23 protein-coding genes are annotated in these 22,392 nt (G+C 74.6%); 15 read left to right on the forward strand and 8 right to left on the reverse strand.

The window, feature by feature from the left end:
* Positions 1–39: 39 nt before the first annotated feature.
* From lepB to ACZ4W5_RS25175, 3 genes are all read left to right on the forward strand, one after another.
* Positions 40–1,044 (forward strand): signal peptidase I, encoded by a 1,005-nt coding sequence (gene lepB / locus ACZ4W5_RS25165; RefSeq protein WP_465657042.1) that lies wholly within the window; start codon positions 40–42, stop codon positions 1,042–1,044.
* Positions 1,045–1,215: 171 nt separating this feature from the next.
* On the forward strand, positions 1,216–1,470 hold the full coding sequence (locus tag ACZ4W5_RS25170; protein WP_360229080.1) for a hypothetical protein: 255 nt from the start codon (positions 1,216–1,218) through the stop codon (positions 1,468–1,470).
* Positions 1,471–1,566: 96 nt separating this feature from the next.
* Positions 1,567–2,226 (forward strand): double zinc ribbon domain-containing protein, encoded by a 660-nt coding sequence (locus ACZ4W5_RS25175; protein ID WP_360229083.1) that lies wholly within the window; start codon positions 1,567–1,569, stop codon positions 2,224–2,226.
* Between the two features lie 110 nt (positions 2,227–2,336).
* Here the strand turns inward: ACZ4W5_RS25175 and ACZ4W5_RS25180 are convergent, their stop codons facing one another.
* Positions 2,337–4,052, reverse strand: coding sequence for an LCP family protein (locus ACZ4W5_RS25180; RefSeq protein ID WP_465657043.1), 1,716 nt, complete (start codon positions 4,050–4,052; stop codon positions 2,337–2,339).
* A 219-nt stretch (positions 4,053–4,271) separates the two neighbouring features.
* Here ACZ4W5_RS25180 and ACZ4W5_RS25185 point away from each other — a divergent pair, with 219 nt between their 5' ends.
* From ACZ4W5_RS25185 to ACZ4W5_RS25195, 3 genes are all read left to right on the forward strand, one after another.
* On the forward strand, positions 4,272–4,649 hold the full coding sequence (locus ACZ4W5_RS25185) for a hypothetical protein (RefSeq protein ID WP_465657044.1): 378 nt from the start codon (positions 4,272–4,274) through the stop codon (positions 4,647–4,649).
* Positions 4,650–4,755: 106 nt separating this feature from the next.
* On the forward strand, positions 4,756–5,967 hold the full coding sequence (locus ACZ4W5_RS25190; protein WP_465657046.1) for a trans-sulfuration enzyme family protein: 1,212 nt from the start codon (positions 4,756–4,758) through the stop codon (positions 5,965–5,967).
* 100 nt (positions 5,968–6,067) lie between these two features.
* Positions 6,068–6,703, forward strand: coding sequence for a hypothetical protein (locus tag ACZ4W5_RS25195; RefSeq protein ID WP_465657048.1), 636 nt, complete (start codon positions 6,068–6,070; stop codon positions 6,701–6,703).
* Positions 6,704–6,732: 29 nt separating this feature from the next.
* On the opposite strand, the gene ACZ4W5_RS25200 is transcribed toward ACZ4W5_RS25195, so the two are convergent.
* A complete protein-coding gene (locus ACZ4W5_RS25200; protein ID WP_465657049.1) occupies positions 6,733–8,577 on the reverse strand; it encodes a SpoIIE family protein phosphatase in 1,845 nt (614 codons plus the stop codon).
* A gap of 223 nt (positions 8,578–8,800) precedes the next feature.
* On the opposite strand from ACZ4W5_RS25200, the gene ACZ4W5_RS25205 reads away from it, so the two are divergent.
* Together ACZ4W5_RS25205 and ACZ4W5_RS25210 are read left to right on the forward strand one after the other, a co-directional pair.
* Complete coding sequence (locus tag ACZ4W5_RS25205) at positions 8,801–9,673, forward strand: SDR family NAD(P)-dependent oxidoreductase (RefSeq protein WP_465657050.1); 873 nt, start codon at positions 8,801–8,803, stop codon at positions 9,671–9,673.
* A 221-nt stretch (positions 9,674–9,894) separates the two neighbouring features.
* Positions 9,895–11,115, forward strand: a complete 1,221-nt coding sequence (locus ACZ4W5_RS25210; RefSeq protein WP_360229101.1) for an ROK family transcriptional regulator — start codon at positions 9,895–9,897, stop codon at positions 11,113–11,115.
* Between the two features lie 132 nt (positions 11,116–11,247).
* Here ACZ4W5_RS25210 and ACZ4W5_RS25215 read toward each other — a convergent pair whose 3' ends face one another.
* Complete coding sequence (locus ACZ4W5_RS25215; RefSeq protein WP_465657052.1) at positions 11,248–12,423, reverse strand: S1 family peptidase; 1,176 nt, start codon at positions 12,421–12,423, stop codon at positions 11,248–11,250.
* Between the two features lie 278 nt (positions 12,424–12,701).
* Between ACZ4W5_RS25215 and ACZ4W5_RS25220 the strand changes: the two genes are divergently transcribed.
* The 3 genes from ACZ4W5_RS25220 (at position 12,702) to ACZ4W5_RS25230 (ending at position 13,965) form a co-directional block, all read left to right on the forward strand.
* Complete coding sequence (locus ACZ4W5_RS25220) at positions 12,702–13,217, forward strand: hypothetical protein (RefSeq protein ID WP_465657054.1); 516 nt, start codon at positions 12,702–12,704, stop codon at positions 13,215–13,217.
* 158 nt (positions 13,218–13,375) lie between these two features.
* Positions 13,376–13,612 (forward strand): hypothetical protein, encoded by a 237-nt coding sequence (locus tag ACZ4W5_RS25225; RefSeq protein ID WP_360229109.1) that lies wholly within the window; start codon positions 13,376–13,378, stop codon positions 13,610–13,612.
* Between the two features lie 128 nt (positions 13,613–13,740).
* Positions 13,741–13,965 carry an MbtH family protein gene (locus ACZ4W5_RS25230; protein ID WP_465657056.1) on the forward strand — a complete coding sequence of 75 codons (225 nt, stop codon included), beginning with the start codon at positions 13,741–13,743 and terminating at the stop codon, positions 13,963–13,965.
* 237 nt (positions 13,966–14,202) lie between these two features.
* Here the strand turns inward: ACZ4W5_RS25230 and ACZ4W5_RS25235 are convergent, their stop codons facing one another.
* The 5 genes from ACZ4W5_RS25235 to ACZ4W5_RS25255 form a co-directional block, all read right to left on the reverse strand.
* Positions 14,203–14,853, reverse strand: coding sequence for a thiaminase II/PqqC family protein (locus tag ACZ4W5_RS25235; RefSeq protein ID WP_465657058.1), 651 nt, complete (start codon positions 14,851–14,853; stop codon positions 14,203–14,205).
* Positions 14,854–15,038: 185 nt separating this feature from the next.
* Entirely contained in the window at positions 15,039–15,437 is a 399-nt protein-coding gene (locus ACZ4W5_RS25240) for a hypothetical protein (RefSeq protein ID WP_465657060.1), read from the reverse strand.
* A gap of 109 nt (positions 15,438–15,546) precedes the next feature.
* A complete protein-coding gene (locus ACZ4W5_RS25245; RefSeq protein WP_465657062.1) occupies positions 15,547–16,134 on the reverse strand; it encodes a DUF6817 domain-containing protein in 588 nt (195 codons plus the stop codon).
* Between the two features lie 131 nt (positions 16,135–16,265).
* Positions 16,266–17,138: a ketopantoate reductase family protein gene (locus ACZ4W5_RS25250; RefSeq protein ID WP_465657064.1), complete on the reverse strand. Its 873-nt coding sequence runs from the start codon at positions 17,136–17,138 to the stop codon at positions 16,266–16,268.
* A gap of 83 nt (positions 17,139–17,221) precedes the next feature.
* A complete protein-coding gene (locus ACZ4W5_RS25255) occupies positions 17,222–17,506 on the reverse strand; it encodes a hypothetical protein (protein WP_465657065.1) in 285 nt (94 codons plus the stop codon).
* Between the two features lie 689 nt (positions 17,507–18,195).
* On the opposite strand from ACZ4W5_RS25255, the gene ACZ4W5_RS25260 reads away from it, so the two are divergent.
* From ACZ4W5_RS25260 to ACZ4W5_RS25275, 4 genes are all read left to right on the forward strand, one after another.
* Positions 18,196–18,600 carry a hypothetical protein gene (locus ACZ4W5_RS25260; protein WP_465657067.1) on the forward strand — a complete coding sequence of 135 codons (405 nt, stop codon included), beginning with the start codon at positions 18,196–18,198 and terminating at the stop codon, positions 18,598–18,600.
* 106 nt (positions 18,601–18,706) lie between these two features.
* Entirely contained in the window at positions 18,707–19,480 is a 774-nt protein-coding gene (locus tag ACZ4W5_RS25265; RefSeq protein ID WP_465657069.1) for an ABC transporter ATP-binding protein, read from the forward strand.
* Between the two features lie 5 nt (positions 19,481–19,485).
* A complete protein-coding gene (locus tag ACZ4W5_RS25270; protein WP_465657071.1) occupies positions 19,486–20,880 on the forward strand; it encodes an FtsX-like permease family protein in 1,395 nt (464 codons plus the stop codon).
* Positions 20,881–21,152: 272 nt separating this feature from the next.
* On the forward strand, positions 21,153–22,391 hold the full coding sequence (locus ACZ4W5_RS25275) for a sensor histidine kinase (RefSeq protein WP_465657073.1): 1,239 nt from the start codon (positions 21,153–21,155) through the stop codon (positions 22,389–22,391).
* The last annotated feature ends 1 nt before the right edge of the window (position 22,392 follow it).

The following is a 22,392-nucleotide window of genomic DNA, read 5'->3' on the forward strand; positions in this document are numbered from 1 at the left end:
CTTCGGGCTCCCCCCAGGCCGTCGGGAGGGGCCGAATACATGAGTGTGCAGCAGAGCACGGAGTCCGGCGAGAGCGGCGGAACCGAGCAGAGGCCGGGGACCGCGCCGGCGGGGCCGGACACCAGGTCGGAAAGCGGCCCGGGTGCTGGCCCTGGCACCGGCTCGGGCACTGGTTCCGGAGCCGGGACGGAGGAGCCGTCGGAGCCGGAAGCCGGGCGGGCCGCCGGACCGGAGGAGCCCGCCGGGAACGGTGCGAAGCCCGCGCGCAAGAAGCGCCCGTTCTGGCAGGAGCTGCCGATCCTGCTGGTGATCGCCCTGCTGCTCTCGCTCGGCATCAAGACCTTCTTCGTACAGGCCTTCTCGATCCCCTCCGGTTCGATGGAGAACACCCTGCAGATCGGCGACCGGGTGCTGGTCGACAAGCTCACCCCGTGGTTCGGCGCCGAGCCGGAGCGCGGCGAGGTGGTGGTCTTCCGCGACCCGGGCGGCTGGCTGGAGGACACCCCCACGACGAGCTCCGGCGGCTTCACCAGCACCGTTCAGAAGGCGCTGAGCACCGTCGGCCTGATGCCCTCCGCGGACGAGAAGGACCTGATCAAGCGGGTCATCGCGGTCGGCGGCGACACGGTGGAGTGCAACGCGGGCAGTCCGGTGAAGGTGAACGGCGTCGCGCTGGACGAGCCGTACGTGTTCCCCGGGGCGACGCCCTGCGACAACGACCCGGTCGGCACCGTCACCGTGCCCAAGGGCAAGCTCTGGGTGATGGGCGACCACCGGAACAACTCCCGGGACTCCCGTCCGCACCAGAACCTCACCGGGGACGGCTTCGTGCCGGTGGACAACGTGGTCGGCCGGGCCTTCGTGGTGGCGTGGCCGCTCTCCGACTGGTCGACCCTGCCCGTCCCGGACACCTTCGACAAGGTGCCCTCCCGGGCCGCGGGCGGCCCGGCGGAGGCGCCCCCGGCGCCGGCGGCGCTCGCCCTCGCGGGCGTGGTGCCGATCGCGCTGTGGCGGCGCCGGCGGGCGCGGCGCACCGGGCGCTGAGCGGGACCGCTTCGCCGGAACTCCACCCGCCGTGTTCTACGCGGCTGTAGAGTTCCGGCGACGGGCCGCGGCGACGGGCGCGGTCGCACCGGTCGGAGCGGAGGCGGAGCCGTGGTGGAGGGTTCGAACGGGCCCGCAGTGTCCGCGGTGTCGCCCGCCGTTTCGCCCGCGGTGTCGTCCGCTGAGTTCGCGGCCCCCGCCGAGGTGCCCGGGCGACCGGTGGACCGGGAGGTCCGGTGGGTCTACCAGCCGGTCGAGGTCGACCTCGGTGACGGCCGCTGGGCGCCCGGCCGGATCAGCGGCTGGTGGCAGGACCCAGCCGGGCGTAGCTGGTGCCAACTGCGGGTCGGCCGCAGCGGACGGCCCGCCGACTGGCGGCCGTTCGAACCCGACCGGGTACGGCTGCTACCGGTCGCCGGGTTGTGAAGAGAGTGTCAGGAGTTCTTGGCGGAACCGTTCGAAGGCACCTGTCGTCCCTGGGAGCGAACGCCGACTAGGCCACTTTCAGCAACCGGGGACGACGTGAGTTCCGAGATCTACTTCAGCAACAACTACCGCGACCTGTGCGAGCAGTACGGGACCGGCGCGGGCTTCCAGTTCGAGTTCTCCTGCTACCGCTGCTCCGACACCTGGCGCTCGCCGTTCGAGCGGTTCACCACCGGCCAGGTGGCGGGCTGGCTGGGCAAGGGCGTCAGCGCGGCCTGGAACCTCATCGGCGGCAGTGCCAACACGATCAGCAACGCCGCGGACGGCCTGGCCGGCCACACCTGGGGCAGCTCGCGGGACGCCGCGTTCCAGCGCGCGATCGACAACGCCCGCTCGCACTTCAACCGTTGCGCCCGATGCACCCACTACGTCTGCGGCCGCTGCTTCAACCCGGAGCAGGGCCTGTGCTTCAGCTGCGCCCCGGACACCGCGGCCGAGGCGGCCGCGGCCCAGCGGCGGGGCCTCAACGACATGGTGTCGGACCGGGCGTACCAGGTCGGCCAGCAGTCCGGCGCCGAGTTCGACGTGCGGACACCGCGCCAACTGGTCTGCCCGCAGTGCCACACGGAGACCCACGGCACGCCGTTCTGCCCGGGCTGCGGGTTCAAGCTGGCGCAGCCCGTCCAGTGCGGGCAGTGCCACCAGGACGTGCCCGAGGGGGCGGCGTTCTGCCCGTCCTGCGGGACGAGGCGCTGAGCGGCCGTCAGCCGACGCGACGGGGCGCCCGCAGGACGGTGAGGTCCGCAGGCGCCCCGTCGGTTCGCCCGGGGGGCCGTCGGCTGCGGGACGGCCCCTGAGGCGGCGGCTCAGCCGTACGACACGTTGGCGCACGGGTCGTCGTCGGCCGAGCGGGCGGTTCCGCTGACGCTGCTCGGCAGCGGGGCCGGGGCGGCGGGCGCGCCGGGGGTCGAACCGGTGGCGGGGGCCGGGTTGGCGGCGGCGAAGTCGCGGCCGAGCACCACGCTCAGGCCCTTGCCGCCGGCCTGGACGCTCGCCCCGGGGAAGAGCTTGGCGACGGCCTCGGCGTTGCTGCGCTCGCCCGCGCCGTACTCGACCACGGTGGTGCTGCGGGCCTTGCCGGCCGCGTTGCCGACGGCGGTGACGGTGTAGCCGGCGGCCTTGACGGTCTCGGCGCCCTTGCTGCCGACGCCGCTCTCGCCCGTGCCGTTGAGGACGGCGACCTTGATGTCCGCGTTCTTGGCGGCCGCCGTCGGGGAGGGCGTGGCCTCGGCGCCGGGCGGGGTGCTGGGGGCGGCGGAGCCGCTGGCGGCCGGGCTCTGGGCGCTGGCGTCCTGGCCGTCGATGGTGTGGTCGGCCTTGAGCGCGGCCCAGAGCTGGTCCACGTCGGGGTGGACAAGGGCGACCCGGGGGCCTTCGTAACGCCACGGCGCGGTGAGGAACTTGACGTCGTGCAGGTCGACGTCCTTGATCGACATGGCGAAGGACATCAGCTTGGCGGCCGAGCCGAGGTCGGGGTCGACGGTCAGCGACTTGGTCGCCGCGTCGGCGAGCGGCAGCAGGGTGGTCGGGTCCATGCCGCGGGACTTGACCTCCTTGATGAGGGAGGAGAGGAAGGCCTGCTGGCGCTTGGTGCGGCCGATGTCGGAGCCGTCGCCGATGCCGTGCCGGACCCGGACGAAGTCCAGCGCGGACTGGCCCTCGACCTTCTGCTTGCCCTTGGCGAAGATCAGCTTGCCCTTGCGGCCGAGGTTGGGGTTGAGATCCCCCTCGTAGACGTTGTTCGGCAGGCAGACCTCGACGCCGCCGACCGCCTTGGTCATCGCGGCGAAGCCACCGAAGTCCACCACGATGGTGTGGTCGACGCGCAGGTTGGTGAGCTTCTCGACGGCGTTCTGGGTGCAGGCCGGGTTGCCCTGGTCGGTGTTGCCGACCGAGAACGCGCTGTTGAACATCACATTGGTCTGTTCCTTGGTCCACTTGCCGTTGGGCAGCTTGCACGGCGGGAGGTCGACCAGGGAGTCGCGGGGGATCGAGATGCCGACGGCGTGCTTGTGGTCGGCGTAGATGTGCAGCAGGATCGCGGTGTCCGAGCGGGCGCCTTCGTCCCCGCCGCCGCCCAGGTCGCTGTTGCCGTTGCCGCGGCTGTCCGAGCCGATCATCAGCACGTTGACCGGGGTGCGGCCCTGGGCGTCCGGGGCGGCCGCCTCGGGGCGGTCCTTGCTGAGGGCGTCGCGGTCGAAGGTGGTGATGTTGCTGTTCAGGCGGTAGTAGACGGCGCCGCCGGCGAGGACCAGGAGGGCGGTGCAGCCGGCCGTCACCCAGAGCACCTTCTGCTTGGTGCTGCGCTTGGGCTTCGGCCTGGCCCGGCCGGCGGGGCGGGCGTCGGGTATCCCCTTGCCCGGGCCGTCCTTGGCCGAACGGTCCTTGGGGGAACGGTCCTCGGGGGAGCCGTCCCTGCTCGAACCGTCCGCGCCCGTACCGGGTTTGCGGTTCGCCGCTCTGCGTCCACCGGCCCGGTGCGACGAATTCTCGCTCTCGGTGGAACCCCTGCGACCCGACACGGCGTCATCCTCCACAGTTGCCACGGAACCCCGACGGAGCGGTGGCTTGCGTGGTCCTGGGTCGGAGTCGGATCCGGTCGTCCCGCCGCTAAACTTTTACACCGCTGTAGAACTTCCAGAGGAGCATACTAGGCGCAGATGAGAAAAATACTGGTCAGACCATGAGAGAAGGTCGACCGGGTCTCATCTCCGTCGCTCCGTACCCGTACGAGGAGCACGATGACTCACCGGATCGCACGTTCGATAGCCGGCGCCCTGGTGGCACTGCTGGCCGCCGTCGGCCTCGGCGCCGCGGCATCGAGCGCGACGGCGGTGGCCGCACCCCGGACCGCCGTGAGCGGCACGGCCGTTGCCGGCGGAGCGGCGGCCGGGACCGCCGCCGCCCAGGGCGCGCAGGACCGGCAGGTCGCGCAGGTCGGACAGGTCGCGCACGTCACGCAGGTCGCGCACATCGCGGCCAAGGAGAAGAAGAAGTCCGGCTTCTTCGCCAAGCTCGGCAAGTTCCTGCTGGTCGTGGTCATTCTGATCATCCTGTTCATCATCCTGGTGATCTGGGGCATCGTTCACCTGGTGCGGAAGCTCTTCCGCCGTCGCTGAGTCGGTTCCGGGGCGGCCCGCCCGGGTGCCGAGACGGCGCCGAGGCGGGCCACCCGGCTGTGATTGGCCCTGTCCCGCCCGGCCGCCGCGCCCCAGGATGGGCGGCATGAGCGACTTTTCCCGGAACCCCGCCGCCGACGCGCTGCGCCCCGAGAGCCGGATCGTCCACCCGCCGCTGGCCGGACTCGGCGGCGCCCGGCCGATGGGCATCCCGCTGCACCAGGGCCACCTGTACGCCTTCGAGACCAGCGAGGCGCTCACCGCCTCCTTCGCCGGCCCCGACGGCGCGTTCGTCTACAACCGCTACGGCAACCCCACCGTCCGCTCGCTGGAGGACGCCGTCGCCGACCTGGAGGGCGGCACCGGGGCGCTGGCCACCGCCTCCGGAATGGGCGCGATCAGCACCGTGCTGCTCGCCCTGCTCCGCTCCGGCGACCACCTGATCGCCCAACGGAGCCTGTACGGAGGGACGTTCGCGCTGCTGGCCGACCTCGCGCAGCGGTGGGGCGTCGAGGTCACCCACGTCTCCGGCTCCGACCCGGACGAGGTGGCGGCGGCGCTGCGGCCCACCACCCGGCTGCTGCACCTGGAGACCGTCTCCAACCCCACCACCCGGGTCACCGACCTGCCCGGGCTGATCGCCGTCGCCAAGCGGGCCGGGGTGCTCAGCGTGGTCGACAACACCTTCGCCACCCCGCTGCTGTGCCGCCCGATCGAGCACGGCGCGGACGTGGTGGTGCACTCGGCCACCAAGTACCTGGGCGGGCACTCGGACGTGCTGGCCGGGATCGCGGTCTTCGCCGACCCCGAACTGCACCGGAAGGTCTGGCACCACGGGACCGAACTCGGCGCCAGCGCCGACCCCTTCGCCGCCTGGCTGACCCTGCGCGGCCTGCAGACCCTGGCGCTGCGGGTCCGCCGTCACTGCGACACCGCGCTCGACCTGGCCACCCGGCTGGCCGCCCACCCGGCCGTCGACGCCGTCCACTACCCGGGCCTGCCCGACCACCCCGACCACGAACTCGCCCGCCGCCTGCTGCCCGACGGCCACGGCGGCGTGCTGGCCTTCGACCTGGCGGGCGGCCGCGAGGCGGCCCGGGCCTTCACCGAGTCCGTCCGGCTGGCCGCGCTGGCACCCTCGCTGGGCGGCGTCCACACCCTGGTGGTCCACCCCGCCAGCACCTCGCACCGGCAGCTGTCGGACGAGGAGTTGGCGGCGGCGGGCATCGGCCCGGGCACGGTGCGGGTCTCGGTGGGCATCGAGCACCCGGAGGACCTGTGGGCGGACGTCGAGCAGGCCCTGGCGAAGGCCGGGTGAGGCCCGACCCGGTGGGGCGGTAATCCCGGTGGGGCGGGTAATCCGGGCGGGGCGGTAATCCGGGTGCGGGGACCGTGGCCGACCGGGCATGATCCGGCCCATGGGAACGGACATCCGGGGCTTCGTGGAGTGTCGCACCTGGGCCCCGGCCCTCAACCCCGGGGAGCGGGCCTGGCAGGCGGCCGTCGACCTCTCCCTGCTCGGCCCGACCAGGGACTACGCCGCCTTCGCCTGCCTCTTCGGGGTGCGGGACCCGCACGGCCACTGGCGGCCGGTGGTCGGCGCCCGCGGCCTGCCCGAGGACGCCTCGGCCACCACCCGGGCCGGGCACGCCTCCTGGGGGCCGGCGGCCTTCGGCGCCACCTGGCTGGGCTGGGACGAGGTGCTCGCGGTGGACTGGGACGAGCCGGCGCTGCCCCGGGCGACCAGGATCGCCCGGTACCGGCGGCGGCCCGACGGCTCGCTGGATCCGGTCCGGCGGGAGGACTGGAGCCGGACCTTCGCCCGGGCCGCCGGGATCGACAGCCGGACCTTCGACTTCGGGCGGCTCGGCGAGCACTGGGCCGAGGGCACCGAGTGGGACACCGGCCCGCTGGTCTTCCGGGCCGAGCGCGACCGGCGGCGCGACGCCGTTCCCGCCGACGGGCCGTGGCGGCCGGTGTGGACGGTGCTGCGCACCCTCGCCGAGGTGCACGGGGAGCAGCACGTCCGGCTGGTGGTCTGGTTCGAGGAGTAGGCCAGCTCGAGAGGTGGGCGGGCGGGCCGTCAGCGGGCCCTGGGCCGGGCGGCGAGCAGGGCGATGTCGTCCTCCGCGGCGGGCGCCGGGGGCGGGGCGAGGGAGTGCAGGACGGCGTCGAGGAGCTCGTCGAGGTCGCCGGTGGCGGGGAGCCTGAGGGCGGCGAGGCGCTCCAGCGAGGTGTCGATGTCCTCGTGCCGACGCTCCACCAGGCCGTCGGTGTAGAGCAGCAGGGTCTGCCGGGGGTCGAGCGGGTGGGTGGACTGCTCGTAGCCGCCGAAACCGGTGCCGAGCGGCGGTCCGGTGGGGACCGGCAGCAGCTCGGTGGGGTGGTCCGGGGTGATCAGGGCGGGCGGCAGGTGGCCGGCGCTGGAGAAGGTCCAGCGGGCGCGGCCGGGGTCGGCGAGGGCCAGCAGGCAGGTCGCCGGGCGGGCGGTGTCGTCGGCGGAGATCACGGTGTCGAGCTGGCGCAGGATCCGGTGCGGGGGCAGGTCCATGGTGGCGATGTCGCGCAGCGCCGAGCGGTAGTGGCTCATGTCGACGGCCGCCTCGACGCCGTGCCCCATCACGTCGCCCATGGCCAGCAGGGTGCGGCCGAAGGGCAGTCGGACCGTCTCGTACCAGTCGCCGCCGACCACCGAGCTGCTGCCGGAGGGCAGGTAGCGGGAGGCCAGTGCGAGGTTCTGGTGCGGGTTGCCGGGCTCGCTCAGCAGGGCCCGCTGGAGTTCCAGGGCGATGCCCTGGGAGCGGGTGTAGCTGCGGGCGTTGTCGATGCCGGTGGCGGCGCGGGCGGCGAGGTCGCCGAGCAGGGCGGCCTCGTCCGGGGTGAAGGCCGGGGTGGCGGCGGTGCGGCCGAGGGTGAGCACCCCGACCAGGCGGCCGCGGGCGGCGAGCGGCAGGACCAGCAGTGAGGCGGTGCCCGCCGGGCAGGCGTCGGCGGGGCCGGGTTCGGTGAGCACGGCGACGCCGCCGGCCAGGCCGCGGGCCGCGGCCGAGCCCTCGCGGTGGCGCACGGACTCGCCGGGGCGGGCCAGTTCGGCGAGGGCGGCGTCGAGTCCGGGTACGGCCCGGACCGCGGCGCGGTGCAGCCGCTGGGCGCCGGCCCGGCCCGGGCGGGCGGGCTCGGCCTCGGGTGGCAGCACGTCGACGACGGCGAGGTCGGCGAGGGCGGGCACGGTGAAGGCGGCGAGTTCCACGCAGGTGGTGCCGATGTCGAGGGTGGTGCCGATCCGCTCGGCGGCGGCGTCCAGCAGGGCGAGCCGGGCGCGGGCGTGTTCGAGTTCGCGCAGCTGTTCGCGGGCCGGGTCGGGGTCGTCCAGGACCGCGACGATCACGCCGGTGGTCCGCCCGCCGTTCCGCAGCGGCCGGTAGCGCACCCGTAGCCCGGGTGGGACGGGGGCGTCCGGGCCGTCGGGACCGCCGCTGACGTGCTCGCGGTCGCGGCCGTCGGCGAGGACGCGGCGCAGGGTGGCGACGGCGCCGGCGAAGGGGGTGGCCGCGGTGGCGCGGCCGAGCAGGTCGGCGCGGCGCAGGCCGGTGACGGTGGTGAACGCCGGGTTGAGGTAGTGCCAGCGCAGCTGGTCGTCGAGCAGGGCGATGCCGACCGGGGCGGTGGCGAGCAGTTCGCGGAGCAGGTCCGGGTCGCTGCCGGGGGGCTCGGCGGTGGGGTACTCCTTGCCTGGGTTCTGGCTGCCGGGGCTCTGGCTGTCGGGATTCTGGCCGCCGGGGTTCTCGATGTCACGGCCCGGGCGTCCGAGGCGGTCACTGCCGGTGATGGAGGCGAGGCGCGCGGCGAGGGCTGCCGCGGTCGCCGTCAGGGAGCGGGCGTCCGGGGGTGGGGTGCCCTCTGCTCGGGGCCCGTGCCGGAAGTGCATAGCCCCATGATCACGCGCCGGAGCGCGGCACGCCTACAACTGGGTGAAACCTTGACCGGTCGGAGACGGTGTCGTAGCGAAGAGCGAGGCGCGAAGGGCGAAGCGAAGAGCAAGGAGCGCAGCGCGGCCGGTTGCGTGCGCGCACACACACTTGTAGAGTGCGTGCACACGCACACAGTAATCGACCGCCCGGAACCGCCCGGCGGTCGCGAGGAGGGCCCGCATGGCAGTCACCCCGATGAACGGCACCCGGATCGTCCTGATCACCGGCACCTCCTCCGGAATCGGCCTCGCCGCCGCCGTGGCCGCCGCCCGGGCCGGCTTCCGGGTGGTCGCCACCATGCGCGACACCGGCCGGGCCGGGAACCTGCTGCGCGCGGCGGAGGAGGCGGGCGTCGCCGAGCGGATCGAGATCGAGCGGCTGGACGTCACCGACCCGGCCTCCGTCGCGCACTGCCTGGACGTCGTCCTGGACCGGCACGGGCGGCTGGACGCCGTGGTCAACAACGCGGGCGCGGGCTTCGTCGGCACCGTCGAGCAGGACGGCATGGCACCGGTGCGCGCCGCGATGGAGGTCAACTACTTCGGCGTGGTCGAGGTGACCAGGGCCGCGCTGCCGCACCTGCGCGCCGGCGGCGGCCGGGTGGTCACCGTGACCAGCGTCGGCGGGGTGGTGGGACAGCCCTTCAACGAGGCCTACTGCGCGGCCAAGTTCGCCGTCGAGGGCTTCATGGAGTCGCTGGCACCGGTCGCCGCGGCTGTCGGGGTGGCCGTCAGCGTGGTCGAACCGGGCGCGGTGGCCAGCGAGTTCATCGGCAACCAGGGCATCGACGTGCCCGCGCTGGTGGCCGCCGCCGGCCCGTACGGCCCCGCCCTGGAGGCCTACGTCGACCGGACCTTGAAGGCCTTCGGCAGTGCCCAGACGCCCGAGGAGGCGGCCGCGCCGATCGTCGACGTGCTCACCGCCGAGCGGCCGCCGCTGCGGGTGCAGACCTCCGAGGCGGCCCGGGCCTTCGCCGGGGTCAAGCTGGCCGACCTGGACGGGTCGGCGGTGGGGGCGATGACCGGCGGCTGGGTCACGACCGGTGGCGCCTGACCGTCGGGGGTTGGTTGCCGGGCTTGTGTCCGGGTGGCGCGAGCGGGCGTTCGGGCGGCGCGGGTGGTCGTCCGGGCGGGCCTCCCGGCGGGTCCGGGCGGTGGGTCGTGGGTGATCACCGGTCATACTTGGGCGGCGGCGCCGGGGCCGTCGGCGGCGTCGGCCGCGGGCAGCCCCGCCCGTGCAGGACAGCCCGTCAGCAGCCCAGACCGGAGGAACCGATGAGCCCCCACCAGCCGACCAGTCGTCCGGCGGCAGGGGCTCCGGGGGTGCCGTGGAACCGGCAGCGGCAGCGCAGCAACAACGAGTGGCTGCTGCTGGAGCTGCTGCGCACCGGCGGCGGCACCTCGCGCGCCCAACTGGCCCGGGACACCGGCCTGTCCAAGCCCACCGTGTCCGCCGCGCTGGCCGACCTGGAGCAGGCCGGGCTGGTCCGCGAGGCCGGGTGGGTGGCCCCGGAACGGGGCCGCACCGCGGTGCTCTACGAGGTCGACCCGACGGCCGGTCACGTGCTCGGCGTGGACGTCGGCCGGGCCCGGCTCCGGGTCGCCGTGGCGGACCTGGCCGGCACGGTGGTCGCCCGGCGGGACGTGCCCAACCGGGGGCGGACCGCGGACGCCGTCGCGGACGCCGTGGTCGCCGCCGCGCGGGAGGCGACCGCCGAGGCGGGCCTGGCCGCCGGGGACCTCGTGCACGCGGTGATCGGCACGCCCGGGGTGTGGGACGAGGAGCGGCGCGGCCTGCGGTACGCCACCAGCCTGCCCGGCTGGGGCCGGCCGGGGCTGTTCGACCGGATCGGCGAGGGCCTGGGCACGGCCGTGACGGTCGCCAACGACGCCAACCTGGCCGCGCTCGGCGAGTACACCCTGGGGGCCGGGCGCGGCAGCCGGATGTTCGCCTACCTGCTGGTCGGCACCGGCCTCGGCGTGGGGGTGGTGAAGGACGGTGAACTGCTGCTCGGTGCGCACGGCGCACTCGGCGAGATCGGCCTGGCGCCGCTGCCCGCCGGCCCGGGCGAGCCGGCCGTGGCCACGCTGGAGCAGGAAGCGGCGGCGGACGCGGTGGTGCGCGCTGCCCGGGAGTTCGGGTTGGCGGGGAAGGGCCGGAGCCGGCTGACGGCCAAGCAGGTCTTCGAGCGGGCCCGGGCCGGGGAGGACGCGGCCCTGCGGGCGGTGGAGTGGGAGGCGGACCGGCTCGCATACGCGGTGGCGGTGCTGTCCGCCGTGCTGGACCCGGACCTGCTGGTGCTCGGTGGGGGAATCGGCAGCAGCGCGGACCTGCTCCTGGAACCGCTGGAGCGGGCCCTGCGCCGCTTCGCGCCGATGCCTCCGACGCTCGCCCCGAGCCTGCTGGGGGAGGAGGCGGTGCTCCTCGGCGCGGTGGCCACGGCGCTGGAGACGGCGCGTCCCGATGTGTTCGAGCGCCGGACGGCGGAGCTGTGAGGGCGGGAGCTGTGAGGGCGGGAGCTGTGAGGGCGGGGGCCGTGAGGTGGGCGCTGTGAGGCGGGGGTTGCGCGGTGGCGGCTGTGAGGCCGGGGCCGGTGGGTGCGGTGGAACCCGCCGGCCCCGGGCGGGTCAGCCGGTGGCCAGGGTCAGGCCGTAGGTGCTGAGGATCGGGTTGACCGGCTGGAAGTAGGTCTCGCCCCCGGAGGTGCAGTCGCCGGAGCCGCCGGAGGTCACGCCTTGGGCCTGGTCGCCGGAGATGAACGAACCGCCGGAGTCGCCCGGTTCGGCGCAGACGTCGGTGCGGGTGAGGCCGTAGACGCTGCCCTCCTGGTAGTTGACGGTGGCGCCCAGCTCCTGGACGGTGCCGCAGTGCCAGCCGGTGGTGGAACCGGAGCGGCAGACCGAGCCACCGACCGTCTGCTCGGACGAGCCGCCCACCGTGACCGCGCCGCCGGCGTAGTCGTTCACCTGCGGCTGGGCCGTCCAGTCGGATCCGGCCGCCACCCAGGAGTAGTCGTTGCCCGGGAAGGTCGAGCCCTGGAAGGTGCCGATCGAACTGCCGTCGGAGGCCGTGGCGTTGGAGCCGGGCTGGCCGCAGTGGCCGGCGCTGACGAAGCCGGGCTGGCCGTTCTGGGTGACCGGGAAGCCGATCGAGCAGCGGGCGGCGTCGTCGATGTAGTACGCGTCCCCGCCGTGCAGGTCGGCGAGCGGCCGGGGTGCGGCGGTGGCCCGCTCGACCCGGACCAGGGAGCGGTCCACCCCGGCCCGGTCCAGGAAGGCCCCGGTGCGGGCGTCGTCGGCGGACCGCACCACGACGGTGTTGGAGCGGACGTCGACGTACCAGAGCGGGGTGGCGTCCGGGGCGGCGGCCCGGGAGGCCCGGTCGAGCGCGTCCTTGGCCCGGTCCAGGGACGCCAGCGAATGCCGGACGACGGTGGCCCGGCCGCCGTGGGCGGTGATGGTCCGGGCGGCGGAGGCGTCGGTGGTGGCGACCACCAGCTCGGCCTGCGGTCCGTCGATCCAGGCGCCGGCCCAGCGGTCGCCGAGCGCCTGGGTGAGGGCGCGCTGGACGGCGGTGGCGCGGCCCTCGCGGGCGATCCGGTCGGCGGCGGCCTGCGGGGCGAGCCCGAGGTCGCGCTGCATCGCGTGCAGCAGGGGGGTCGGTACGGCCGCGGTGCGGGTGGGGGCGGCGGCCAGGGCGGCGGCTATGGACGGGTCGTCAGCGGGGGCGCTGACGGCGGGTGCTGCGGTGAGCGCGACGGTCGCGAAGGCTGCGGCGACGGCGAGCGCACGGATCCGGAGCATGGGGTCTCCTCGTTCGGCGTGGGGGTTGCCGGAACCGTAGCGAGCTGATTGGCATGTTCGGAACATGTCGTAACGCCCCGCGCTCCGGTGCTATACCCCTGCGGGGGTGCGGGGCGGTGGCCGGTCGCGTCGGGTGGTTGCGTCGGGTGGCCGCGTCGGGTGGTCGGAAGATCTCGATCCGCCAACGAGTGGGGAAATCGTGCTCACGGCGTGTGCGGGTTCTGCTTGAATCGCACGCCTCACCCGTACGGACCCACGGAACGGAGCGTTCCCTCTTCATGGCTTCACCGATATCCGGGCGTCGCAGGACGGCCGGCCTGGCGGGATTCGCCGGACTCGTCCTCACCGTCGGTCTGGCGCTGACCGGTTGCGACCCGTCGGCGGCGGACACCACGCCGACCTCCTCCCCGAGCGTCGCGGCCACGCCGAGCGCCGCCGCGCCGACCCCGGCCGCGCCCGCGAGCCCGACGGTCCCGGCGCCGCCGGTGGTCACCCCCTCGGCGCCGCCCGTCGCGTCCGCCCCGCCGCCGTCCGCCCCGCCCGCCGCGCACCCGCAGACGCCGTCCGCCAAGCCGCAGCCCAAGGTGACCACCGCCCAGCCGCCGAACGACCCGCAGCCGCAGCACACCCAGGCGGCGGGCGGCACCGAGTGCGAGATCCGCTCCAATGCGGGCAACTGCTACGCGGCCGGGCAGTTCTGCCGCAACGACGACCTGGGCCGGAGCACCCACGACGCGAACGGGCGGATGATCTACTGCCGGATGGTCAGCGGAAAGCCGCACTGGCAGGCGTGAGTCGCGAGCATGCGAAAAGGCTCGTAGTGACTGTCAGAACGTCACCTCCCAGGCGGCCTTCCTTCGGGACGTGGGCCGACCGGAGTCGACTCACTCGATCAGGTCATGTCCTCGGGACTTTCGGTCGGCGAGAGGACCGGAACCCTACGCTGTCGGCCATGGGAGACATCGCTTACGACAGGGCAGTCACGACCGTGAAGGCGGCCCTTGCCAGGGAACTGAAGATCCCGCTGGAGGCGGTCCAGCTTGAGGCCCGTCTCGCCGCGATGGGTCTCAACGCGGACCGCATCCGCAGGGTCGCGGCCGTGGTGGAGGCTGAGCTCGACATCGATCTGGACACCACGGGCATCACCACGGGCGACACCTTCGTGCTCGCGGTAGTGGCGGCTGGCTAGAGCTCCGGCTCGTGGGCCCTCGACCATCGGCGATGGAACCACCCGATCGAATGACCTGTGCCATGCCTGGCGATCACAGGGGGGCATGCTCGCCAGCGGCACCGAGTACCAGACATAAGGAGTTCGGAATGTCCACCGAGGATGAAGACACGACGATCTACACGGTCGTCATCAACCACGAAGAGCAGTACTCCATCTGGCCGGCGGGCAAGGAAATCGCGGCGGGCTGGCGGGACGCCGGTAAGTCCGGCAACAAGCAGGAATGCCTGGCGTACATCAAGGAGGTGTGGACGGACATGCGGCCGCTGTCGCTCCGCCGGGCGATGGAGGCGGGGACACTGCGAGACGCCTGATTCATCAAGCCCGCCCCGATGTATGCCCTTCGCGGGCTGCATCGGGGCGTCGTGCTGCGAAGACGTCCACATGGAGATGAGGACGGGTCAGGCCCCGCCGCCTCCCTGGCGGCACGCTCCTCCAGTATCCGCGCAGTTCTGCCGGAACGACGACCTGGGTCGGGGCGCCCACGATGCGGACCGGGCTGATGATCTACTGCCGGGTGGTCAGCGGAAATCCGCACTGGCAGGCGTGAGTCACCCGCCGAGGGTGTCCCAGAACAGGTGCTCGTAGGCCTGGAGCAGCAGGCCGTACTCCCGGGCGGCCGTCAGCGTGCGGTCGTCCAGTGGGTCCGGTCCGAGGGCGTCGGCGGCCTGTTGCTCCAGTTCGGGTGCCGGCTGGGCGAAGAAGTCGAAGAAGGCGCAGGCCTCGTCGGAGAAGCCGTGGTGGCGGCGCAGCGCCGCGGCGATGGTGGCGCAGTAGCCGCCCCAGGCGGCGAAGTTGGCCACCAGGGCGGTGGCCGCGGCCGGCGGTGGGGCGTTCAGGGCGAGCCAGGCGAGGTAGGACGGATAGGCCTGGCAGCCGGGCAGCGGCACCCGGGCGGCGACCGCCCGGCGGTCCAGGCCGCAGGTCGCGGCGAGGGCGGGCAGGGTGCGCAGCGCGGCGCTCTCGCCCTCGGCGAGGGTGACGAACCAGGCGCCGAGCGGCCGGTCGGCGCAGCGGGTGGCGAGGAGCAGCAGGCTGCGCCGGTCCGAGGTGATGATCCGCTGTTGCTGGGCGGCGAGTTCGGCCACCGCGGAGAGCGGGGCGGTGCCGTCGGCGAGTGCGGTGACCAGGGCGGGCGCGGTGTCGCCGGGGGCCAACTCGGCGCGCAGGTGGCGGATCTGGTCGAGGATCGGATGGTTCACCGGTGCCTCCGGGGTGCGGTTCGGTCCGGTGCCCATTCCTACCGGTTGCGGGCCTCGGGGCGGTGGCGACAGGCCGGGGGGCTCCGGGATGGGGGCTCCGGGGGCCCAGGGTGCTCGGGCGGTGCGGGTGCCGGGAGCGCCCGGTGGTTCGGCGCCCCCGGTCCGGGTGGCGGGCTGTGCGGGGGTCAGGCTCCGGCGCAGGCCTTGGTCAGCTCGCCGGCGGCGTCGCCGATCGGCCCGAAGTCGGGCTCCGTGCCCTTGGAGACGGCGGTTTGGGCCTTGTCCACGGCCTTGGACAGCTTGTCGGCCGCCGCGTCCACCTTGCCGTCGCCGTCCTGGCGGATCTTCCTGACGTCCTCGACGATCTTCTTGAGGGCCGCGCTGGTGTGTTTGCGCCGGCTCTCGTCGGTGATCTGGCCGACGTTGAGCGCGGAGTCGGTGAGGTCCTGGACGTCACCGGTGAGACTGATCGCCCGTTTTCCGCAGTCGAGGGCCTGGTCGGCGTTCTTGCACGCGGTGAACAAGGGGGCCGCCACGAGCAGAACGAGCGCGGTGGCGGCCAGGCGGTACGGCTTCTTCGTCATGTCTGTATCCCTCCCGCGTTCTAGAACGCCCGGTGCTCGCGCGGCGGTTCCGGTGCGACGGGTGAACGGTCGGGGAAGGGGCGACTGTAGATGAGGGATTGACGGACCGTCAATCCGGGCGGTTCTGCCGGTGGAACCGGTCCTGCCAGTCCTGCCAGTCCCGCCACGCGGTCGGCGGGAGCAAGGTGCGGCTGCGGGACAGGAGTTCGTACAGGCCGGGCCCGTAGCGGGCGGCCAGCTCGGCGTTGTGGACGAACACGTCGAGCTCGTTGGCGGCCGTGATGGCGAGGAAGGCCCGCAGGTCCTCTTCCGGCGGGGTGTGGTCCTCGCCGGTGAACCGGTCGTGGAACAGCGGCGCTTCGTCCCGGCCCAGGCGCGGGTAGACGGCGGACCGGTCGCAGCTGGCGTACAGGTAGACGACCGCCTCGGCGCGGTCGCCCAGGAGGTCGACCAGGGTGGCCCGTTCGTCCAGGGTGAGCAGGGCGCCGTCGAACCCGTCGGTCCCGTACGCGGCGTGGCAGAGCCCGGCCACCTGGACGGCGGAATCGGTGCCCCAGTCGGCCAACCGGGCCGCCACCCGGGTCAGGTGGTCCAGCAGGGTGCCGCCCGGGTGCGGGATCCGGTCGGCCTCGTGGGAGCGCAGGAACTCCTTGACGTGGCTCCGCGCGGGAGCGGTGCGGCGGTCGGGTGATGTCACCTGACGAGTTCTACTCCTGTGCCGGAGCGCCCCACAACCGGGGCCGACCGTGAGGTCTCTCACGCCCGTCGTCGGCCCACACGGCGCTTCGACGACGGGAGTTCGAGGCGTTTCGAGGCGTTGCGTACCCGCTAGGAGAGCTCGCGCACCAGCCGGGCGATGGTCGGGGTGGGGACGGAGTGGGCCTCGGCGGCCCGCAGCACCGCGCCGCCGATGGCGTCGAGCTCGGTGGGCCGGCCCGCCTCGACATCCCGCTGCATCGAGGACCTCATCCCGGCGGGGACCCGGTCGAAGGCGGCGAGCAGCGCCCGCGCGTCCGCCGGGGCGCCGACCGCGTTCGCGACGGCGGCGATCTCGTCCAGGACGGCGAGCAGTTCGTCCCGGTGCTCGGCACGCACCACGCCGATGCCGTCGGCGTACCGGGTGGTCAGCAGGGCGAACGGGGCGAGGAAGGAGAGCTTGCTCCAGAGCATCGCGGTCTCGTCCTTGCGCAGCGTGACGTCCAGCCCGGTGTGCCGCAGCCGCTCGGCGAACTCCGGCACCGGACCGGAGAGTTCCACGGCCGCGAACGGGCTGGTGTGCTCGATCCGGCCCGGCGCGGTACGGGTGGCCTCGACCCGGATCGTGCCGGCCACCACCTGCCCGGCCGGGTAGCGCCCGCGCAGCAGCGACATGTGGTCCAGGCCGTTGAGCAGCGGCACCACGATGCCGGTGCCGAGCGACTGCGGCGGCATCCGGTCGAGTGCGGCGGTCAGGGCCGTCTCCTTGACGGTCACGAAGGCGGCGTCGACCGGCTCGCCGAGCTCGGTCGCGGCCTCGACCCGGGCGGTGAACTCGCCGAACTGGGTGCTGCGCACGTGCAGTCCGTCCCGGGCCAGGACGGCTGCGGTCCGCTCACCGGCCAGGCAGATCACGCGGTGGCCGTCGCGCGCGAGCAGCCCGGCGATCAGGCCGCCGACGCCACCGGGGCCGAGGACGGCGACAGTGAGGGGGGTGGTGGTCATGCTGACTCCTTCGTGGGGTGGGAGGGGTTGGAGACCGGTGCCTGAGCGGGGTGTTCGGGGGGCGGGGGTCGACTCCGGGGAGTTCATCGGGCGGCCTCGGTGGCGGTGGTGCGGTGGAGGGAGACGAAGTCGAAGTGGTAGGGCGCCTCGTGGCGGGCCTTGCGGCCGGGGGCCGGGCGGGGCGGGCGGCCGGTGCTCGCGTGGAGGTAGAGCTCGTGGTGGCGCAGCGTGCCGTGCTCAGGGTCCGGTACCGGCAGGCCCTGGGCGCGCAGAGCTTCGGCCAACTCCCGGGCAGGCCAGCCGAAAACGTCGATCCCGAGGTAGCCGACCGGGCAGGCGGGCCGGTCGTCGTACCGGTTCAGGCCCACCGAGACCCCCTCCAGGCCGCCCGTCCTCGCCCCCGGACAGCGTGACGCCCACCCCGGGGAGTCCGAAGCCGAGGGCCCAGCTGGTGCCGCAGACGAAGGTCGGGTGCACCCCGTCTGGCAGCAGCTCGCCGTGCGGGGCCAGCAGCGCGCGCACGGCCTCCTCGCCGAGGCCGAAGCGCAGTTCGGGCAGCGGGGCCGGCAGGCGGACGCCTCGGCCGGGCAGCAGGTCGATGGTCACCCGATCATGATTCCTCGTCGGGTCCGCCGACGGGAGTCCGTTCCGCCGTGGCGGGCGTCACGGAGCGCGGGCCGGGCTAGGGTCGGTGCGGGGAGGCGGAGGCGGAGGCGGAGGCGGTGCGGGCGGCGCTCGGCGCCGGGGCCGACCCCGACGCGCGGGGTGGGGACGGGTTGCCGGTGCTGTGCGCGGCAGTGGCCGGCTTCGACCACGCGGTGGCCCACGGGGCTCACCGTCCGGGCCGGGCACGGGGCCGTGCTGACGGAGCTGGAGTGGAGCTTCCGGATCGTCACGCCGGTCGACGAGCTGGTGGCCAGGGCCGTGCGGCAGCCCGACGTCCTCCACGTCGACGGGGCGGTGTGCCGCCACGTTTTCGCGCAGCGGCCCGGCAGGCCGACCTGGGAGGCGGTGATGGCGCACCGCCGGCACCCGGACCCCGCGCCACCGCCGGTTCGTGGTCTCCTTCCTGGCGACCAACCGGACGGTGCGGCCGGCCCCGTTCCCCTCCTTCGAGGAGGAGGACGAGCTGCTCGCCGCCTGGACGGCGGAGGAGACCGACGGCGAGGTGCTCGCGGAGGTCCTCCAGGCGCTGCTGATGCGCGACCACCCCGGGGGGATGGAAGGCCTGGCGCTGCGCCACGCCGACCACCCGGCGCGGGAGGTGCGCACCCTGGTGACGCTCTGCCTGGGGTCGGCGGGCAGCCCTTCCCGGCGGAGGTCACCGCCTGCCTGCTCCGGCTCGGAGGCAGTCGAGCGGGTCGGGGCCGTCCCCTGGCACGAGTACCGGAACGACCATCGGGCCGACGCGACCTGGGCCTGGCGGACACGTCGCGGGCCCGAGGAGGCGCAAGGGGCATAGGGGGCATAGGGGGCGTAGCACCACCTGCGGGGTTCGGTTTTCCGAACCCCGGATTGGGGTGCCAGCACAATCGACCCGGTCGTCCCGGATGTCCAGGATTGGGGGCATGAACGGGATCACGACAGCCGCCGACCGGGCGGCGCACGGCGGGGTGACGGAGGCGGCGCTCAGTGGCGAGGGGCTGCACCGCGAGTACGGGCGCGGCGCGGCCGCCGTCCGGGCGCTGCGAGGGGTGTCCGTGGCCTTCGCGCCGGGCACGTTCACGGCGGTGATGGGGCCTTCGGGCTCCGGCAAGACCACCCTGCTGCACTGCCTGGCCGGGATGGACCGCCCCACCCGGGGCTCCGTCCGCTGGGGCGGTACGGAGGTGTCCGGCCTGCCCGAACGGCGGCTCGCCGAGCTGCGGCGCACCAGGGTGGGGTTCGTCTTCCAGGCCTTCAACCTGATGCCCGCGATGACGGTCGCGCAGAACGTCGAGCTGCCCGGGCGGCTGGCCGGGCACCCGCCGGAGCGGGCCCGGGTGCGGGAGGCGCTGGCCCGGGTCGGGCTGGCCGGGCGGGAGCGGGACCGGCCGGGCCGACTGTCCGGCGGCCAGCAGCAGCGGGTGGCCATCGCCCGCGCGCTGGCCGCCCGGCCCGAGGTGCTGTTCGCCGACGAGCCCACCGGCGCGTTGGACCGGGCGACCGGGCGCGACGTCCTGGACTTGCTGCGCGCGGGCGTGGACGAGGACGGGCGGACGTGCGTGATGGTCACCCATGATCCGGTGGCCGCCGGCTACGCGGACCGGGTGCTGCTGCTGGCGGACGGCCTGCTGGTGGACGAACTGGACCGGCCGACGGCGGCGCAGGTCGGCGAGCGGCTCAGCAGGTTGGGCGGGTGAGGGCGATGCGTGGCGGTTCCGTGCCGACCCTGGCGGTCGGTCAGATCAGGCGTCGGCCGGCGGCCTTCGCCGGGCTCGCGGCGGCGCTGTTCCTGGCGGTGGCGGCGGTGACGCTGTTCGGTTCCCTGGTCGCCGCCCAGGTCACGGCGCCGGCCCCGGTGGCGCGGGCGGCGGTGACCGGGCCCGGGCTGCTGGTGATCGCCGGGGCCTTCGGCGAGATCGCCGTCCTGGTCGCGCTGTTCGTGGTGGTGAACGCGCTCGGGTTCACCCTCCGCCAGCAGCACCGCGACCTCGCCCTGCTGCGCACGGTCGCGGCGACGCCCCGCCAGATCCGGCGGCTGGTGCGCCTCCAGGTCACGGCGACGGTGCTGGCGGCGGCCGTTCCGGGCGGTGCGGTGGGCCACTTCGCCGCCCGGGCCTTCCTCGCCGCGCTGCAGCGGCGCGGGATGGCCGCACCCGGGCTGCGGATACCCGGGACACCGGTGCCGGTGCTGATCGCGCTCGCGGTCGCGCTGCTGGTCGGCCTGGCAGCCACCGGGCTCACGGTCCGGCGGATCACCCGGCCCGCCCCGGCGGCCGCGCTGACCGACAGCGCGGTCGGGCAACGGTGGACGGGCGTGGTGCGGCTGCTGGTCGGCGGGGCGGTGCTGGTGGGCGGCGGCCTGCTGCTGCGGCTGGCCGGCAGCCGACCGGCCGAGCAACTGGACAAGGCGGGGCAGGCGGCCCTGCTCGGCGCTCTGGTGCTGCTGGTCGCGGTCGCCCTGCTGGGGCCGGTGCTGGCCCGGCTGCCGGTGGCGGTGCTCGGTGCCCCGGTCCGGGCGCTGCTGCCCCGGGTCGGCTGGCTGGCGGACGCCAACCTGCGCGGCTACGCGGTCCGGCTCTCCTCGGCGGTGGTCCCGGTCGCGCTGCTGGTGGGGCTCTCGGCCACCATGCTGATCATGACCGGCACGGCGGAGCGGGCGGCCCTGGCGACGGGGGCCACGACCAGCGTCACCAAGGCCAGCGACGTCTGGCTGCGGCAGGCGGAGCTGGGCCTGCTGGCCGGCTTCGCGGCGGTGTCCACGGTCAACACCCTGGTCGCGCTGACCGCCGACCGCCGGCGCGAGTTCGCGCTGCTCCGGCTGGTCGGGGCGACGCGGCGGCAGCTGCTGCGGATGCTCCTCGTCGAGGCCGTCCTGACCACGGCGGTGGGCGTGCTGCTCGGCGCGGCGGTGGCGGCCGCGGCGACCGGGGCGTTCAGTCGGGCGGTCACCGGGTCGCTGCTGCCGGTGGTGCCGGGGGCCGCCTGCGGCTGGGTGGTGGCGGGCGCGGCGGTGCTGACGGTACCGGGGATCGTGGGCACCGGACTCTGGGCGATCGGCGGGCGCGCGGTGGAGGAGGTGGGCGGTGAGCGGGGGTGAGCGGGGGTGAGCGGGGAGAGGGACGGTTGCGGGCGATCGAGGACGGCTTCGGACGACCGGGGACGGCTTCGGACGACCGAGGACGGCTGAGGAGGCATGAGGGCGGATGAGGCGGATGAGAACTGCGGAGGTGAGAGGAGGTTCGGGGCCGTGAGGTGGCCTGCGGTGAGGGAGGGTCCGGGCGTGCGGCGGATCCGGTGGCGGCTGAGGGATGCTGGGGGTCGGTTGATCGGTGAACGGTGGGGCACGTGGTGACTCGGTGGCGGCGCGGAATGTCGGTGCGGGGCGGTGAGGTGGCGTTCGCCGTCCTCGGACTGCCGCTCGGAGTGCTGGGCGGCGTCTACGCGGTGGCCGTGCTCTACGCGGGCGCGCTGCTCTCGCTCACCGTCCTGGGGCTGCCGTTCGTCGCGGCCGCCCTGGCCGGGGCACGCGGGATCGGCGGGTTGCACCGGCGGCTGGTCGGGCGGCTGTTGGGCGAACGGGTGGCCGCGCCACCGGCGTCGGCGCGCCCCTCGGGGCTGCTGGCCCGGGGGCGGGCCGTACTGACCGACCCGGTCGCCTGGCGGGCGCTGCTCTACCTGCTGCTCCGGCTGCCGCTCGGCGTGCTCGGCTTTCTGACCGTGGTCGGACTGCCGCTCAGCTCGGTGTGGCTGGCGGGCTTTCCGCTCTGGGTACGGCTGTTGGAGCCCGGGCCGCGACCGGTCGACTGGCTGGACCTCGCCGGGCCGCCGGTGGGCCTCGCGGTGCTGGCCGCCGTACCGGCCGTACTGCGGGCCCTGAGCCGGGCCAACCGCGCGCTGGCCCGGGCGCTGCTCGGACCGGTGCGCTCGCAGCAGCGGGTGCGCGAGCTGGAGCACGCCCGCGCCACCCTGCTCGCCGAGAACACGGACCGGCTGCGGCGGCTCGAACGCGACCTGCACGACGGCACCCAGGCGCAGTTGGTCGCGCTCGCCATCACCCTCTCGCTGGCGGACGACGCCCTCGGTGATCCGGAGGCATCCGGGGCCGGGGCGGGGAGCGGTGCCGGTGTCGGTGCCGACCTCGGGCGGCTGCGCACCCTGGTCGACCGGGCGCGCGGGCAGACCGACGACACCATCACCGGGCTGCGCCGCCTGACCCGGGGCATCCACCCGGTGGCGTTGGACGGCGGCCTGGCCGAGGCACTGCCCGCGCTGACCGCCACCTCGCCGGTGCCGGTGACGCTCCGGCTGGACCTGCGGGAGCGGCCGACGGAGGTGATCGAGCGCGCGGTCTACTTCTGCGCGGCCGAACTGCTCACCAACGTGGCCAAGCACAGCGGGGCCCGGGCGGTCGAGTTGACGGTGAGTGCGGGCGACGGCAGGGTCCGGCTGACGGTCCGCGACGACGGGCGCGGGGGCGCCGGGATCGGTGCGGGGACGGGGCTGGCCGGGCTGGCCGAGCGCCTCGCGGCGGTGGACGGGAGGCTGCGGGTGGACAGCCCGCCCGGTGGGCCGACGGTGGTCACCGCGGAGCTGCCGAGCAGGCTGTGAG

It is taken from the genome of Kitasatospora sp. NPDC029367, assembly GCF_055569135.1.

Coding starts and splice junctions, on each gene's coding strand:
- ACZ4W5_RS25215 (WP_465657052.1), bottom strand. CDS start 12,423: ATGCTCCGGATCCGTGCGCTCGCCGTCGCCGCAGCCTTCGCGACCGTC.
- ACZ4W5_RS25225 (WP_360229109.1), top strand. CDS start 13,376: ATGGGAGACATCGCTTACGACAGGGCAGTCACGACCGTGAAGGCGGCC.
- ACZ4W5_RS25220 (WP_465657054.1), top strand. CDS start 12,702: ATGGCTTCACCGATATCCGGGCGTCGCAGGACGGCCGGCCTGGCGGGA.
- ACZ4W5_RS25265 (WP_465657069.1), top strand. CDS start 18,707: ATGAACGGGATCACGACAGCCGCCGACCGGGCGGCGCACGGCGGGGTG.
- ACZ4W5_RS25195 (WP_465657048.1), top strand. CDS start 6,068: ATGGGAACGGACATCCGGGGCTTCGTGGAGTGTCGCACCTGGGCCCCG.
- ACZ4W5_RS25185 (WP_465657044.1), top strand. CDS start 4,272: ATGACTCACCGGATCGCACGTTCGATAGCCGGCGCCCTGGTGGCACTG.
- ACZ4W5_RS25250 (WP_465657064.1), bottom strand. CDS start 17,138: ATGACCACCACCCCCCTCACTGTCGCCGTCCTCGGCCCCGGTGGCGTC.
- ACZ4W5_RS25240 (WP_465657060.1), bottom strand. CDS start 15,437: ATGACGAAGAAGCCGTACCGCCTGGCCGCCACCGCGCTCGTTCTGCTC.
- ACZ4W5_RS25190 (WP_465657046.1), top strand. CDS start 4,756: ATGAGCGACTTTTCCCGGAACCCCGCCGCCGACGCGCTGCGCCCCGAG.
- ACZ4W5_RS25205 (WP_465657050.1), top strand. CDS start 8,801: ATGGCAGTCACCCCGATGAACGGCACCCGGATCGTCCTGATCACCGGC.
- ACZ4W5_RS25230 (WP_465657056.1), top strand. CDS start 13,741: ATGTCCACCGAGGATGAAGACACGACGATCTACACGGTCGTCATCAAC.
- lepB (WP_465657042.1), top strand. CDS start 40: ATGAGTGTGCAGCAGAGCACGGAGTCCGGCGAGAGCGGCGGAACCGAG.
- ACZ4W5_RS25200 (WP_465657049.1), bottom strand. CDS start 8,577: ATGCACTTCCGGCACGGGCCCCGAGCAGAGGGCACCCCACCCCCGGAC.
- ACZ4W5_RS25270 (WP_465657071.1), top strand. CDS start 19,486: ATGCGTGGCGGTTCCGTGCCGACCCTGGCGGTCGGTCAGATCAGGCGT.
- ACZ4W5_RS25275 (WP_465657073.1), top strand. CDS start 21,153: ATGTCGGTGCGGGGCGGTGAGGTGGCGTTCGCCGTCCTCGGACTGCCG.
- ACZ4W5_RS25210 (WP_360229101.1), top strand. CDS start 9,895: ATGAGCCCCCACCAGCCGACCAGTCGTCCGGCGGCAGGGGCTCCGGGG.